This is a genomic window from Pseudomonas haemolytica (genome assembly GCF_009659625.1).
Taxonomy (GTDB): domain Bacteria; phylum Pseudomonadota; class Gammaproteobacteria; order Pseudomonadales; family Pseudomonadaceae; genus Aquipseudomonas; species Aquipseudomonas haemolytica.
In genome coordinates, this window is record NZ_VOIW01000006.1 from 331,799 (window position 1) to 344,342 (window position 12,544).

A 12,544-nucleotide genomic window follows, 5' to 3' on the forward strand; every position below is an offset into this window, starting at 1 on the left:
TCCTGTAAACGTTATTTCGGGTAGCCGGCGCGCTTCATCTCGCGCTCGGTGCTGGACTGCGCCTGCTGCAATGCCTGGTCAACCGACATACCGCCGGTGAGTGCCGCTGAGAACAGCTTGCCGACAGAGGTGCCGATGGCCTGGAACTCGGGGATGGTCACGTACTGGATACCCACGTACGGCACCGGTTTGGCCGAAGGGTGCGCGGGGTCGGCGTGTTTCATCATCTCCAGAGTCACCTGGGCAAACGGCGCGGCCTGCAAGTACGCCGCGTTATAGGTGGACTGGCGCGTGCCCGGCGGTACGTTGGTGACGCCTTCTTTCTCGGCGACCAGTTTGATGTAGTCCTTGGACGTCGCCCAACTGATGAAAGCCTTGGCGGCATCCTTGTGCCTGGAGGTGGCCGGGATCGCCAGGGACCAGGCGTAGAGCCAGGAAGAACCCTTGTCGGTGACTTCGGTGGGCGCTGCGGCGAAACCTACGCTGTCGGCGACTTTGCTCTGGCTTTTATCGGTGGTGAAGGAGCCGGCAACACTGGCATCCACCCAGATCGCACACTTGCCGCTGTTGAACAGCGCCAGGGTCTCGTTGAAGCCATTGCTGGAAGCGCCCGGCGGGCCATATTGCTTGAGGGTGTTGACGTAGAAATTGGCGGCCGCGGTCCATTCGGGGCTGGTCAGTTCGGGCTGCCATTGCTCGTCGAACCAGCGGGCGCCGAACGCGTTGGCCATGGTGCTCAGCAGGGCGATGTTCTCGCCCCAACCGGCCTTGCCACGCAGGCACAGGCCGTACTGGTCTTTGTCCTTGGCGGTAAGCTTGGCAGCGAACTCACCCAGTTCAGTCCAGGTGGGGTGTGACGGCATGCTCAGGCCGGCTTGCTTGAACAGGTCGGTGCGGTAGTAGGTGACGGTACTTTCGCCGTAGAACGGCAAGGCATACAACGTGTTGTTGACCGACAGGCCCTGGCGCACCGAGGGGAAGATGTCCTCGATGTCGTAGTCGGCCGGCAGTTGGGTCAATGGTTCCAGCCAGTGCTTGGCACCCCACAACGGGGTTTCGTAGGTGCCGATGGTGAGCACGTCGAACTGCCCGCCCTGGGTGGCGATGTCAGTAGTAAGGCGCTGGCGCAACACGTTTTCTTCCAGTACGACCCATTTGAGCTTGATATCCGGATGCTGCGCTTCGAACACCTTGGACAGGCGTTGCATGCGGATCATGTCACTGTTGTTGACCGTGGCGATGGTGACAGTGTCAGCGGCGTAGCTGGGTATGGCCAGGGCCAGGCCGGTCAGCAGGAACAGTGCTTGCGGGAGCTTGAACATGGCGGTTTCCACCTGTTGTTTTTGTTGTTGAGCAGCGATTACAGCAGCTTGGCCAGGCCCTCACAAACGCCTGGCGAATGCGCGGCTGATACTTTTTTAACCTCACGCCCAGGATCAAAAAAGTACCAGTGCCAGGTGAAACCGGGAGTAGCGCACTGATTGCCAGTGCGCGTATTTTGAGGCCATCGCACACCTACAAGAGGCAGCACCATGCCCGTCAGCCGCGCTACCCTGTTCGAGCACCGCCCTGCGGAACTTGAAGTGATCCTGCCCGAACCGGACCACTGCTTCCGGTGGTTTGAACATGACTACCCCTATGAACTGGCGCGCTGGAACCATCACCCCGAATTCGAAATCCACCTGATCCGCCAAGGCAGCGGCAAGCTGGTGGCAGGCGACTATATCGGTGCCTTCAGCGCCGGCCATGTCGCCCTGATCGGACCTGACCTGCCCCACGACTGGATCGGCGACCTGGCGCCCGGCGAATACCTGAGCGGCCGCGATGTGGTACTGCAATTCGACGGCGCCGCCCTCCTCGCCCTGCGCAACACCCTGCCGGAACTCGGCGATTTACAGCCGCTGTTTGAACAGGCGCGACGTGGCGTTGAATTTACCGGGGAGACCGCTGCAAACGCAGCAAGGCTGATGGAAGCCATCGGCAGCGCCCACGGCCTGCAACGCCTGATCCTGTTCCTGCAATTGCTCGATACCCTGAAGAACGCCCCGCCGCCACAGGCCAAGGCCCTGGCCAGCCCGTGCTACGCACCGACCCTGGACGCGCGCAGTGCCGAACGCATCAACAGGGCTTTCGATTACCTTATGCGGGAGCTGACCGGCGATGTGCGCCTGTCGGAGATTGCCCGGCAATTGGAGATGAGCGAACCGGGCTTCTCGCGTTTCTTCAAGCGCAACACCGGCCACGGTTTTATCGACCTGATGCGCAAGTTCCGCGTGCAACGTGCCTGCCGGTTGTTGCTGCAAAGTGAGATGTCAGTGGCGGATATCTGCTTTGAGGTGGGCTACGCCAACCTGTCCAATTTCAACCGCCACTTTCGCATCGAAATGCACCAGACGCCGAGCGAATACCGGCGGCAGACCGCGATGCATTTATTCAGCCCCATCGCCAAGCTCGCCTAATGAGCCAGTGCCTGTTGCGCAAGGTGCGCAACCCGCAACTCAATCTCGGCGCGCTCGCGCTCCTGGTCTTCCAGAAACCAGGCTGCGGACAACCCGGCGTGGGCCACCACCCATTGCAGCACGCGCGTGCGCGACAGGCCCGCCGCCTGGGTGATGACCTCGACCTGGCGGCTGAAACGCTGCGGGTTGCTACAGGTGGGTAAATCCGGATTGCAGATCAGGTTGACGTAGTCGTAGCCGCGCTCACCCATCACCCGCTTTGGATCAATCGCCAGCCAGCCTCGGGGGCCAAAGTCGAGGATATTGTCGTGATGGATATCACCGTGCAGCACCACCACATCCTGCGGTGCCGCCAACAATGTGCGGGCCACTGTCGCGCAGTCGCGTAGCACCCCACCCTCGCGCTCGGCGGCGCGCCACAAGGACTTGAACCATTCGTCCAGCCCAAGCAAGCCCTCGGGCGGTGACGCACGGGGCTCATGCAGCCGGGCCACGGTGGCGCAGGCGATCCGGCTGGCTTCGTCGTCCTGGCCATTGAGGGCCATATGCATCAACGAGCCCTGGCCGGTGGCCCGCTCCATCAATACGGCGGTGTGGTCATGGGCAAACACCTGCGCCGCGCCGTCACCTGCCCACCAGCTCAGCAGGCGGCCGCCGAGCTTTTCTTCAGGGGTATGAGCAATTTTCAACATCGCCGGCACGCCTTGCCAGCGCACCGGCAGGAGGTGACTGCCAGGCGTGACGATGGGCTCGCCATCGGCACTCAGTTTCCAGGCGTGCAGGTAGTGATCGAACATAGAGGTCCTCCAATCGGTGGTGCAGAAGGATGACAGGTAACACGCTGGTTTTCTGACCAAAACGTCGACTAATCCGCCTTTTTTCTAAACAGTTCAAGCCATTGACACAAGTTGGTACAACCTGTGCAAACGTTTGCGGAACGAACTTGACCACCAAGTTCACTTCTACCCGTTAAAACGGGCTTCAACCGCGTACGAATAAGGATTTTCAATGCACCCTACCTCAAGGCCCCGCGCTTGCTTTGGTGTTTCCTTGCTACTGGCCGCCGTTACGGGAGTACTCAGTGCACCCATTTTGGCGCAGGAAAAGCCCGTGGATGACTCAGCACAGGGCGAAACCCTCAGCCCTGAGGCCAATCCCCCGGCGAAAAAAGGCGTCTATCTGTCGGAATGGTTCAATCAGGACCTGACGCTGATCGGCAGCAAAGACATCAGCTTCGGCCCCAAGCCCCAGGATGACGTCTACCTGGAGTACGAGTACTTCGGGCGCAAAGGGCCCTTTGAGTTGTACGGCTATATCGACGTACCGAAGATCCTCACCATCGGTAACAGCAATGACAAGGGCGTGTGGGACCATGGCTCGCCGGTGTTCATGGAGCATGAACCGCGGATCTCCATCGACTACCTGGCAGGCCGCAGCCTGGCGATTGGCCCATTCAAGGAATGGTATGTGGCCTTTGACTGGATCTACGACCACGGCAGCCGCAAGGAAAACCGCGCCAACACTCTGTACAGCGGCCTGGGCACCGATATCGATACCCACTCGCGGGTCAACCTGTCGGCCAACTTCTACGGGCGCTACCAGTGGGAAAACTACGGCGCCAGCAATGAATATTCCTGGGATGGCTACCGTGCGCAGATGAAGTACATCGTACCCATCGGCAAGTTCGACAACGGTGCCTCGCTGACCTACATCGGTTTCACCAACTACGATTTCGGTTCAGACCTGCACAAGGACAACCCGGCGCGCACCGCCAATTCCCTGGTGGCCACCAATGTGTTGCTGTACTCGTTCACCCACCTGCGCTTTACCCTGGTCGGTCGTTATTTTCATAACGGCGGCAACTGGGAGGACGGCAGCGAGTTGAATTTCGGCGAAGGCAACTTCCGCGCCCGCTCCGACGGCTGGGGCTACTACGCCGGCGTGGGATACCAATTCTGATCAAGGAGCTGTAGATGAAAGCACTGACCCGTATGTCGCTGGCCGTCGGCCTGGCCCTGCTGCCCCATTTGGTGCTGGCGGATAACCCGGCGCCGATCAAACCCAAGGTGATGCTGATCACCATGTTCGCCCCCGAGGCGCAAACCTGGATCGACCGCCTGGAGCTCAAGCAAGAAGTGCGTGTGCCAGGCTTGTCTGCCGAGTACCCGGTGATTCGCTGCAACACCCAGGACGTGTGCCTGCTGGTGACCGGCATGGGCCAGACCAACGCTGCCGCGTCAACACTGGCGTTAGCCCTGTCACCCAAGTTCGACCTGCGCCAGAGCTACTTCCTGATCGCCGGGATTGCGGGCATCAGCCCCAAGCACGGCACCATCGGTACCGCGGCCTGGGCCCATTACCTGGTGGAGTTCGGCACCCAGTGGGAGCTGGATTCACGGGATGCACCCAAGGATTGGCCGACCGGCTATACCGGTATCAATACCAAGGGCCCCAACGAAAAACCACCGCTGGACTACAAGACCGAAGTGTTTGAGCTCAACCCCAAGCTGCAAGCCAAGGCATTTGCCTTGTCGCACACGGTGGAGCTGACGGAAAGCAAGGAGTCTACCGCCTGGCGCAAACACTACCCCGCCGCCCCGGCCAATCAGCCGCCGCAAGTCACGCGTTGCGATACCCTGGCGGGCAACACCTGGTTTTCCGGCACTCGCCTGAGCGAACGCGCCGAAGTCTGGACCAAATTGCTCACCGACAATAAAGGCGAATACTGCACCACTCAGCAAGAAGACAATTCCACCTATGAAGCGCTGCTGCGTGCCAGCCGCGAAGGCTTGGTGGATATCCAGCGCCTGGCCGTGGTGCGCGCGGGCTCAGACTTTGACCGGCCTTATCCTGGCTACAGTGAAGTAGACAATCTGCTCAAGTATGCGGACCAGGGCGGGTTCGTGCCGGCGTTGGAAAACCTGTATCGCACGGGCAATCCGTTGGTCCAGGCGATTGTGAAGAACTGGTCGGCGTGGGAAAAAGGCGTACCCGAGGTCGAGTGAAGACTGGCCGCCGCCAAGCGAACTGTTTTTACTTATCCTGCAGGCACCGGATTACCCGGGCCTGCAGGTCGATCATGTCAACCGTGAGCGGACTTGGTGCATTCACAGTCCGTCGCCGAAGCGCAAGGTTCACCGTGGGCGTGGTGCTCGGCACAGCCCTGACAGCAATAACCTTTACCGTCCTTCATTATCGCGTCGGTGCCCAGTACACATTTGCAGTGTGGGCAAGCACAGGTTTTATCTGGCATGGTCAGACTCCTTTTTCATGGTCGTCCCGGTGCGGCGAACGCCACACCTTAAGCAGTGACTCCGTGCACGACACCAAGGTTCAGCGCCATCAGTCGGCCGCGCGTGTATTGCTGCGATACATGAACACCAGCGCCAAGGCCAGGCAGAGCATTGCCACGATGCGGCTACCTGACAATTCGATCGCCGGGTTGCCCAGCCAGCCGAAGTTGTCGATCAGCATACCCATGCCCAACTGCCCGACAATCACTGCCACCGTGGCGACTGCCGTGCCAACCACAGGCACCGCGCCGACCATCACCAGCATGTACACCACGCCGAACAGGGCACCGGTCAGTTGCCACTTCGGCACATCCAGCAGGCTGACGGCCTGGGCCGGTTCGAAGAAAAATATCAGCAGCGCGGTGGTGAGCGCGCCGACCGCAAAGGTCAGCAGACTGCTGCGCAACACGCCTACTGTCTGGCCCAGACGCCCGTTGATCGCGGCCTGCACACTCAACACCGCGCCTGCTGCAATCACCACCACCAATAACATAATCAGATTCATCGCCTTACCCTCGTGCAATCAGAACCAGTGCCGCCACAATCAACGCCAGCGCAATCCAGCGCTCGCCATTGACGCGCTTGCGCGCCGTACCGAACCAACCGAAGTGGTCGATCAATACGCTCTTGCCCACCTGGCCCGACAGGATCGCGATCATCGTCATGGCAATGCCGATGTGCGGCGTGGCCAGGGTCAGCACTACTACGTACATCGGCCCCAGGAACCCGCCGATCAACTGCCAGCGTGGCAATTGGGTGAATGCCGGGCCCTTCTGCGGGCCGCTGAACAACAGCAGTAAAAACAGGATTGCCGTGCCGACGCCGAAGATGCTCAAGGTCGCCCACAAATGCCCGACCTGCACACCCAATGGCCCGAGCAGGCCGGCCTCCACCGACAGGCCCATGCCCGCCAGGATCACCAACGGCAACAACAGCAGCCGCAGAAGGTTTTTGTTCGGCCTGGCCTGTGCCACACCCTCGATAGTCCGTGCCTGCATACATCACCTGCGCATCAAGAAAGGAAACATGGCGCGCATTATCCGGTGGCCGTCCTATGCGATAAATGGGAGTATGCAGACAACACCTTTGCGCAATACGCACAGCCTGGAGACAAGATGCAGGGCTTGAATGAATTGAGTTTCAAAGCGCTGCGCCTGTTTGTGGCAGTGCTAGACCATGGCAGCTTTTCCGAGGTGGCCCGCCGCGAAAGCCTGGCGCCCTCTTCCATTTCGCGGCAGATCCAACTGATGGAACAGGCCCTCGGCCAGCAATTGCTGTACCGCCATACCCGCGCCGTGAGCCCTACCGAAGCCGGGCGCCTGCTCGGGCATCACGCGCGCCTGGTACTGGAGCAGTTGGAAACAGCGAACCAGGCCCTGCAGGAACAGGACAGCGAACCCAGCGGGCTGGTGCGCATCAACGCGCCGATGGTATTCGGCCAGCGCCACCTTTCACCGTGGCTGGGGGAGTTGTGCCGGCGCTACCCGAAGTTGCAACTGGATATCCAGCAGACCGACACCTTCGTCGACCCGCTGCAAGATGGCACCGACCTGCTGTTTCGCATCGGCGTGCTCAATGATTCCGGCATGCAGGCACGCATCTTCGCGCCCCAGCGTTTTCGCATCGCCGCCAGCCCCGCCTACCTGGCGCACCATGGCACACCACGCCACCCTGACGAACTGGCCAACCACCAATGCCTGGCCTACAAAGGCATCACCGGCCAGCAGCGCTGGTTCTTCAGGCACGGCCAGGGCGACTGGACACCCTACAGCGTCAAGGGCCCGATTACCGGCAACCACGCCGATACCCTGACCCACGCCGCCGAACAGGGCCTGGGGTTGGTGGTGTTTCCTTCCTGGTTGATTGGCGAAAGCTTGCGCGCCGGCACCTTGCAGGCTGTGCTGACTGAATACGACGTCGCCACCACCCTGGAGCCCCAGCAGATTGCGGCGTTATGGCCCGGCAGCCGGAGGCTGTCGCTGAAGGTGCGTACGGTGATCGATTATTTCGTCGAGTGTTTCGGGGCGGTGCCGTATTGGGATCGGTGAGCCCTATCGCCGCTTCTGAACGAAACCGGCAGGGAAATTTCCTCGTAGGAAAAGTAGGCCCGTTCTGATTTTACGGGCCAGTATTTCTGGGCACGATGTGTTGGGGCAGACTTTGGCGAATTCTTTTTTTGGAGAGATGCCATGGATGTCGTGTATTACAAACCATCACGCGCCGAACGAGCGGCCTTGACCAGTGGTCGAGCCGTCTTTGATAGCGTTCGTAGTTTTGGCTATATTTGGCCAAAATACGGGGAAGACCACATGATTACCGTCGCGCTGGGTGAAGCAAAAAACAACCTGTCCAAACTGGTCGATGAAGCCGCCGCCGGCAAAGTCATCACCATTGCCAAACATGGCCGTGCAATGGCACAGCTTGTCCCCATCGGTAAATCCAAGGGCCGGCGAATTGGCGCAATGAAGGGCAAGCTGGTCATCCCCGAAGACTTCGACGCACCGCTACCCAGCGATATGTTGGATGCGTTTGAGGGCAGTCCTTCATGAGACTGCTGCTGGATACCCATATCCTGCTGTGGGCACTCAACGATGACCCCAAGCTGTCCGGCAAAGCCCGCAAACTGATTGAAAACGCCGCAGAAGTCTACGTCAGCGCGGCAACATTCTGGGAAATGGCAATCAACGTTGGCGTGGGAAAGCTCGCCGTAGACCTGGATGAAATCCGCGAGTATTGCCTGGAAAGCGGTTTCGTCGAACTCCCCATCACCTTGGAGCACGCCATTGCAGTCAAGGATCTCGAGCATCATCACAAGGACCCTTTCGATCGGCTGATTATTGCAACCGCGCTGAGTGAACCAATGAAGCTATTAACAGCCGATCCGCAGGTTGCCCAATACACATCCCTGGCGATGTTAGTTTAGGTGATGCGCCAGTAGCGCGATGTCCAATCAAAACAACCACTGCCCAATCAACCACGCATTCGCCCCACTGATCACCGCAAACAGAAACCATGCCAACAGCCGCGTGGGCAGTCGGTTAACGAACGGCCCCATCAACTGCTTGTCGCCGGTCATGCGGATCAGCGGATACAGCGCAAAGGGCAACTGCAGGCTCAGTACCACCTGGCTGAGAATCAGCAGCTTGCCGATGGCATCGTCGCCCATCAGCCATACGCCGAGGAACGCCGGAATCAACGCCAGCCCACGGGTGATCAGCCGTCGTTGCCAGCAAGGTATGCGCAGGTTCAGGTAGCCCTCCATGATCACTTGCCCGGCAATGGTGCCGGTAAAGGTCGAACTCTGCCCGGACGCCAACAAGGCGATACCGAACAGAATGCTGGCGAAGGCGCCACCCACCAGCGGGTCGAGCAGATGGTACGCGTCCTGGATTTCCACCACATCGGTGTGGCCAGTCTTGTAGAACGCCGCCGCAGCCAGCACCAGGATCGCCGCGTTGACCAGCAAGGCCAGGGCCAGGGAGCCGATGGTGTCGATACGCGCCAACTTGACCGCGTCCTGCTTGCTGGCCAGGTCCTTGCCGAACAGGCGCGTCTGCACGATGGAGGTGTGCAGGTAGAGGTTATGGGGCATGACCGTGGCGCCAAGGATACCGATGGCCAGGTACAACGGCGCAGCATCGCTGATGGCCGACAATGACGGGGTGAAACCGCTGAGCACGTCAGGCCAGTAGGGTTTGATCAGCACCAGTTCGATAAAAAAACACACGCCGATGGTCGCCACCAGCGCCAGCATGATCGCTTCCAGGCGGCGAAAGCCGCGGTTTTGCAGGGCCAGGATCAATAGCGTATCGAAGGCGGTAATGACAATACCGGTGGTCAGCGACACGCCAAGCAGCAGGTGAAACGCCAGGGCGCAGCCGAGCACTTCGGCAAGGTCGGTGGCGATGATGGAGATTTCCGCCAATACCCACTGGGTACGTGAGGAGCGCTTGCTGTAACGCTCGCGGCACAGTTGCGCCAGGTCTTTACCGGTGGCGATGCCCAGCCGCGAGCACAGGCATTGCACCGCCATCCCCGCCAGGCTGGCGAGCAGCACCACAAACAACAGGCTATAGCCGTAGCGTGACCCGGCTTCGATGGCGGTTGCCCAGTTGCCAGGGTCCATGTAGCCGATGGAGATCAGCAGGCCAGGCCCGGCAAACATCAGCATTCGTTTGAAAAACGATGCCTTGGGGTCAACGGCGACAGAGCCGGCCACTTCCGGTGGGCAGAACGGGGCGGTAGCGATTTTCGGCAGGCTGAATTTCACGCAGTATTCCAGGCAAATACACAAGACTTGGGCAGCAGCTTATCAGTCAGACGCGACCGTGCGCATCACCGTGTCCCGCGGCAGGTCAAACGCTTCCACCACTTGCACCACCAGGTCCAGCTCCTGGTTCAGCGCCTCGCGCTCCATGCGCTGGCGAATCACGCCGATCACCAAGACCGCCAGGGTGGTGATCGAATACGCCGGGCCGGAAAACGCCCGTACACCGCTGACCAGCAACATCGCCGCGGCCAGCGCCTGGCCCACCAGCGGAATCGCCGTGGCCGCACCGCGCCGCAGGATAAACCCGGTCAGCCCGGCCAGCGCGGTGCCGCTCAAGGCTGTCGTGGCCGACCGGCCCACATCGAAGCGGGTGAACAGGCCCTGCTCTTTTTGCGCAGCGGCCTTGAGCTCGGCATCGAACGCCTGGCGGTCGGCGCGGCTGAGCTTGTCCTTGTACTGCTCGATCAGTTTTTCTGCGACTTGCCCTTCGATATCCGCCAGCACCACGTTTCCAAGCGGTTCGTCGAACGTGATGCCCAAACGCTGCGCCACATCCTCGGCAATCTGGCGATAGCCCACGCCGTGACCACGGGCCAGGTTCATAAAGCTGTCACCGCCCATGCGCTGCAACTCGATGGCCAGCTTCAACGGTTCGCGCACATTGGCATCAATCGAGGCACTGCGCTTTTGCGCCATCAGCTCGGCGAGGAACTTCAACTCATCCGGTCGCGCCTGCACCAGTGCCGGGAACAAATCTCCATCCTCCTCGGCAAAGCGCACTTCACTGCTGCGCTGGTCCGCACGGATCATGCCGCGCCGCTCCTGCAGCAAGTCGGTGTACTGCACCACGGTCTTCAACTGCGGCCAGTAGGCGGCATGATCGAAGCTGGCCAGGTGCACATTGGTGACCTTGGTCTTGAGCGCGGGCGTCACGTCAATCGCATAACGACCGATGCACCGTTCGGTATCCGGTTTCATGGCCAGCGCCCAGTCCTTGCTCGAATGACAGTTGATCAGCCGCCCCTTGAGCGGCGCCGACACGTCATCCCAAGGGCTCGATGTACAGATCGCCCCGCCCATCAGCAACAGGTTATGCAACGGCAGTTCGCGGGCCACCTCGGGGCTGGCCAGCAGGCTCTTGACCAGGATTCTTGCGCCCAGGGAGTGGCCGATCAGGTTGATGCGCCGCACCGGCAGTGACTCGGCGTGCAGGTAGCCGGCCAGCTCGGGCAGCAAGGTCTTGGCCACTTCATCGACCCGCGCCTCGACACTCTTGTAATGGTCAAGAAAATAGCCAATCGCCTTGCCCACGCCCACCGTCGCGGCGCCCAGGCCGCCGCCGCCGAGCATCGAAGTGATCACATCCTTGAACGGCGCAAACAGGTTTTCCAGAAAGTGCCCCGCCGGCCAGAACAGCATCAGGTTGGTCGAGCCTTCGATACCCGCCAGTTGTTCCTTGAAACTGCCCAGTTGCTGACGGTTGAAGAAAGCCGAGTAGCCGTGAACATAGAGATTGAGCACATCCCCCTGTGGCTCGCCACACAGGACGAACGTGGGCTTGCGGGTGCGGTGCATTTCATCCCACTGGTGTTGCATGGGCCGGTGACTCCTGGTGGCAAGGGACGGCGATAGTAACAAACAGAGCCGATAGGAAAGGTGAATCCTGACCGACGTGTGCCCGGCTCAGAACAAGGGTGTCGCCTTGGACCTGCCCAGGTAGCGCGTTGGGGAATCCCCCAGATTGCGGCGGAACACCGAGGTGAATGCACTGGAACTGCTGAAACCCAACGCCAGCGCTACCTCGGTAATAGACGCACCCTGACCGAGCTGGGCCGTGGCCTCCAACAGGCAAACCTGCTGGCGCCAGGCCACAAACGTCATGCCAGTGCTGTCATGGAAATGCCGGGTGAAGGTGCGCCGGCTCATGCTCGCCCACGCGGCCATCTCGTCGAGGGAAACAGCCTGCGTCGGCGCCTCCAGAAAGCGTTGGCACGCCCGCGCCAAGCGCGGTTCAGCGGGTAGCGGCGCGCTGAGGGGCAACTCGGCCATGGCGCCGATTTCATCCACCAACAGCGCCAGCACACTGAGCTGGCGGACACCGCCCACCGCCGAAGGCCCGATCGCCAGCGCCGCTTGCAACAAATGCCTGAGCAGCGGCGACACCTCGAACACCTGGCAATGCGCCTGCAGGCCGGCACGGCGGGCAGCTTCGTCATCCAGGTAAGTGTTCAACATGACCACCTCACCGCGCATGTGCATGGCATGGGGCACACCCGCTGGCACCCAGATAGCCCGCTGCGGCGGCACTACCCAATTGCCGAGGTCGGTGAACATTCTCATCGCGCCGGTGGAAGCGTAGGCAAACTGACCCCGCACGTGGGTATGCCGCTCGAACACGCTGCCACCGGGATACTGGCGCAGGGTGACCACCGCGTCGGGGTCGTTGGGATCAAAGGTCGGGATCATGGCCCGATATTGTCAAACTATGACCTGGCATAGCAAGCGGGCCACAGCGTCGCCCC

At 60.7% G+C, this 12,544-nt stretch carries 14 protein-coding genes; 6 read left to right on the top strand and 8 right to left on the bottom strand.

Annotation, left to right across the window (positions count from 1 at the left end; translation table 11 throughout):
* Positions 1 to 11: 11 nt before the first annotated feature.
* Complete coding sequence (locus FRT59_RS20635) at positions 12 to 1,322, bottom strand: ABC transporter substrate-binding protein (protein ID WP_153872226.1); 1,311 nt, start codon at positions 1,320 to 1,322, stop codon at positions 12 to 14.
* A gap of 210 nt (positions 1,323 to 1,532) precedes the next feature.
* On the opposite strand from FRT59_RS20635, the gene FRT59_RS20640 reads away from it, so the two are divergent.
* Entirely contained in the window at positions 1,533 to 2,459 is a 927-nt protein-coding gene (locus FRT59_RS20640; protein WP_153872227.1) for an AraC family transcriptional regulator, read from the top strand.
* Here the strand turns inward: FRT59_RS20640 and FRT59_RS20645 are convergent.
* Complete coding sequence (locus tag FRT59_RS20645; RefSeq protein WP_153872228.1) at positions 2,456 to 3,256, bottom strand: aminoglycoside phosphotransferase family protein; 801 nt, start codon at positions 3,254 to 3,256, stop codon at positions 2,456 to 2,458. The two genes, FRT59_RS20640 and FRT59_RS20645, sit on opposite strands and share 4 nt — an antisense overlap.
* Positions 3,257 to 3,467: 211 nt before the next feature.
* On the opposite strand from FRT59_RS20645, the gene FRT59_RS20650 reads away from it, so the two are divergent.
* Both FRT59_RS20650 and FRT59_RS20655 read left to right on the top strand, forming a co-directional pair.
* Positions 3,468 to 4,418: a nucleoside-specific channel-forming protein Tsx gene (locus tag FRT59_RS20650; RefSeq protein ID WP_034120106.1), complete on the top strand. Its 951-nt coding sequence runs from the start codon at positions 3,468 to 3,470 to the stop codon at positions 4,416 to 4,418.
* A 14-nt stretch (positions 4,419 to 4,432) separates the two neighbouring features.
* Positions 4,433 to 5,464: a purine-nucleoside phosphorylase gene (locus tag FRT59_RS20655; protein ID WP_153872229.1), complete on the top strand. Its 1,032-nt coding sequence runs from the start codon at positions 4,433 to 4,435 to the stop codon at positions 5,462 to 5,464.
* A gap of 77 nt (positions 5,465 to 5,541) precedes the next feature.
* Here FRT59_RS20655 and FRT59_RS20660 read toward each other — a convergent pair whose 3' ends face one another.
* The 3 genes from FRT59_RS20660 to FRT59_RS20670 form a co-directional block, all read right to left on the bottom strand.
* Positions 5,542 to 5,712, bottom strand: a complete 171-nt coding sequence (locus FRT59_RS20660; RefSeq protein ID WP_153872230.1) for a metallothionein — start codon at positions 5,710 to 5,712, stop codon at positions 5,542 to 5,544.
* 89 nt (positions 5,713 to 5,801) lie between these two features.
* Positions 5,802 to 6,257 (bottom strand): DMT family transporter, encoded by a 456-nt coding sequence (locus FRT59_RS20665; RefSeq protein ID WP_034120109.1) that lies wholly within the window; start codon positions 6,255 to 6,257, stop codon positions 5,802 to 5,804.
* Between the two features lie 4 nt (positions 6,258 to 6,261).
* Positions 6,262 to 6,750, bottom strand: a complete 489-nt coding sequence (locus FRT59_RS20670) for a DMT family transporter (protein ID WP_034120110.1) — start codon at positions 6,748 to 6,750, stop codon at positions 6,262 to 6,264.
* A 117-nt stretch (positions 6,751 to 6,867) separates the two neighbouring features.
* Between FRT59_RS20670 and FRT59_RS20675 the strand changes: the two genes are divergently transcribed.
* The 3 genes from FRT59_RS20675 to FRT59_RS20685 all read left to right on the top strand — a co-directional run bounded on the left by FRT59_RS20675 (position 6,868) and on the right by FRT59_RS20685 (position 8,675).
* A complete protein-coding gene (locus FRT59_RS20675) occupies positions 6,868 to 7,800 on the top strand; it encodes a LysR family transcriptional regulator (RefSeq protein ID WP_153872231.1) in 933 nt (310 codons plus the stop codon).
* 141 nt (positions 7,801 to 7,941) lie between these two features.
* Positions 7,942 to 8,301 (top strand): type II toxin-antitoxin system Phd/YefM family antitoxin, encoded by a 360-nt coding sequence (locus FRT59_RS20680; protein WP_233094217.1) that lies wholly within the window; start codon positions 7,942 to 7,944, stop codon positions 8,299 to 8,301.
* On the top strand, positions 8,298 to 8,675 hold the full coding sequence (locus FRT59_RS20685; protein ID WP_153872232.1) for a type II toxin-antitoxin system VapC family toxin: 378 nt from the start codon (positions 8,298 to 8,300) through the stop codon (positions 8,673 to 8,675). Before FRT59_RS20680 ends, FRT59_RS20685 begins: the two co-directional genes overlap by 4 nt.
* Positions 8,676 to 8,702: 27 nt before the next feature.
* Here the strand turns inward: FRT59_RS20685 and FRT59_RS20690 are convergent, their stop codons facing one another.
* The 3 genes from FRT59_RS20690 to FRT59_RS20700 form a co-directional block, all read right to left on the bottom strand.
* On the bottom strand, positions 8,703 to 10,022 hold the full coding sequence (locus tag FRT59_RS20690; RefSeq protein ID WP_034120115.1) for an Nramp family divalent metal transporter: 1,320 nt from the start codon (positions 10,020 to 10,022) through the stop codon (positions 8,703 to 8,705).
* A 42-nt stretch (positions 10,023 to 10,064) separates the two neighbouring features.
* Positions 10,065 to 11,618 carry a DUF726 domain-containing protein gene (locus FRT59_RS20695; RefSeq protein WP_153872233.1) on the bottom strand — a complete coding sequence of 518 codons (1,554 nt, stop codon included), beginning with the start codon at positions 11,616 to 11,618 and terminating at the stop codon, positions 10,065 to 10,067.
* Between the two features lie 87 nt (positions 11,619 to 11,705).
* Positions 11,706 to 12,488: an AraC family transcriptional regulator gene (locus FRT59_RS20700; RefSeq protein WP_153872234.1), complete on the bottom strand. Its 783-nt coding sequence runs from the start codon at positions 12,486 to 12,488 to the stop codon at positions 11,706 to 11,708.
* Between the last annotated feature and the right edge of the window lie 56 nt (positions 12,489 to 12,544).

Coding starts and splice junctions, on each gene's coding strand:
- FRT59_RS20645 (WP_153872228.1), bottom strand. CDS start 3,256: ATGTTCGATCACTACCTGCACGCCTGGAAACTGAGTGCCGATGGCGAG.
- FRT59_RS20650 (WP_034120106.1), top strand. CDS start 3,468: ATGCACCCTACCTCAAGGCCCCGCGCTTGCTTTGGTGTTTCCTTGCTA.
- FRT59_RS20700 (WP_153872234.1), bottom strand. CDS start 12,488: ATGATCCCGACCTTTGATCCCAACGACCCCGACGCGGTGGTCACCCTG.
- FRT59_RS20670 (WP_034120110.1), bottom strand. CDS start 6,750: ATGCAGGCACGGACTATCGAGGGTGTGGCACAGGCCAGGCCGAACAAA.
- FRT59_RS20635 (WP_153872226.1), bottom strand. CDS start 1,322: ATGTTCAAGCTCCCGCAAGCACTGTTCCTGCTGACCGGCCTGGCCCTG.
- FRT59_RS20695 (WP_153872233.1), bottom strand. CDS start 11,618: ATGCAACACCAGTGGGATGAAATGCACCGCACCCGCAAGCCCACGTTC.
- FRT59_RS20680 (WP_233094217.1), top strand. CDS start 7,942: ATGGATGTCGTGTATTACAAACCATCACGCGCCGAACGAGCGGCCTTG.
- FRT59_RS20685 (WP_153872232.1), top strand. CDS start 8,298: ATGAGACTGCTGCTGGATACCCATATCCTGCTGTGGGCACTCAACGAT.
- FRT59_RS20640 (WP_153872227.1), top strand. CDS start 1,533: ATGCCCGTCAGCCGCGCTACCCTGTTCGAGCACCGCCCTGCGGAACTT.
- FRT59_RS20655 (WP_153872229.1), top strand. CDS start 4,433: ATGAAAGCACTGACCCGTATGTCGCTGGCCGTCGGCCTGGCCCTGCTG.
- FRT59_RS20660 (WP_153872230.1), bottom strand. CDS start 5,712: ATGCCAGATAAAACCTGTGCTTGCCCACACTGCAAATGTGTACTGGGC.
- FRT59_RS20675 (WP_153872231.1), top strand. CDS start 6,868: ATGCAGGGCTTGAATGAATTGAGTTTCAAAGCGCTGCGCCTGTTTGTG.
- FRT59_RS20665 (WP_034120109.1), bottom strand. CDS start 6,257: ATGAATCTGATTATGTTATTGGTGGTGGTGATTGCAGCAGGCGCGGTG.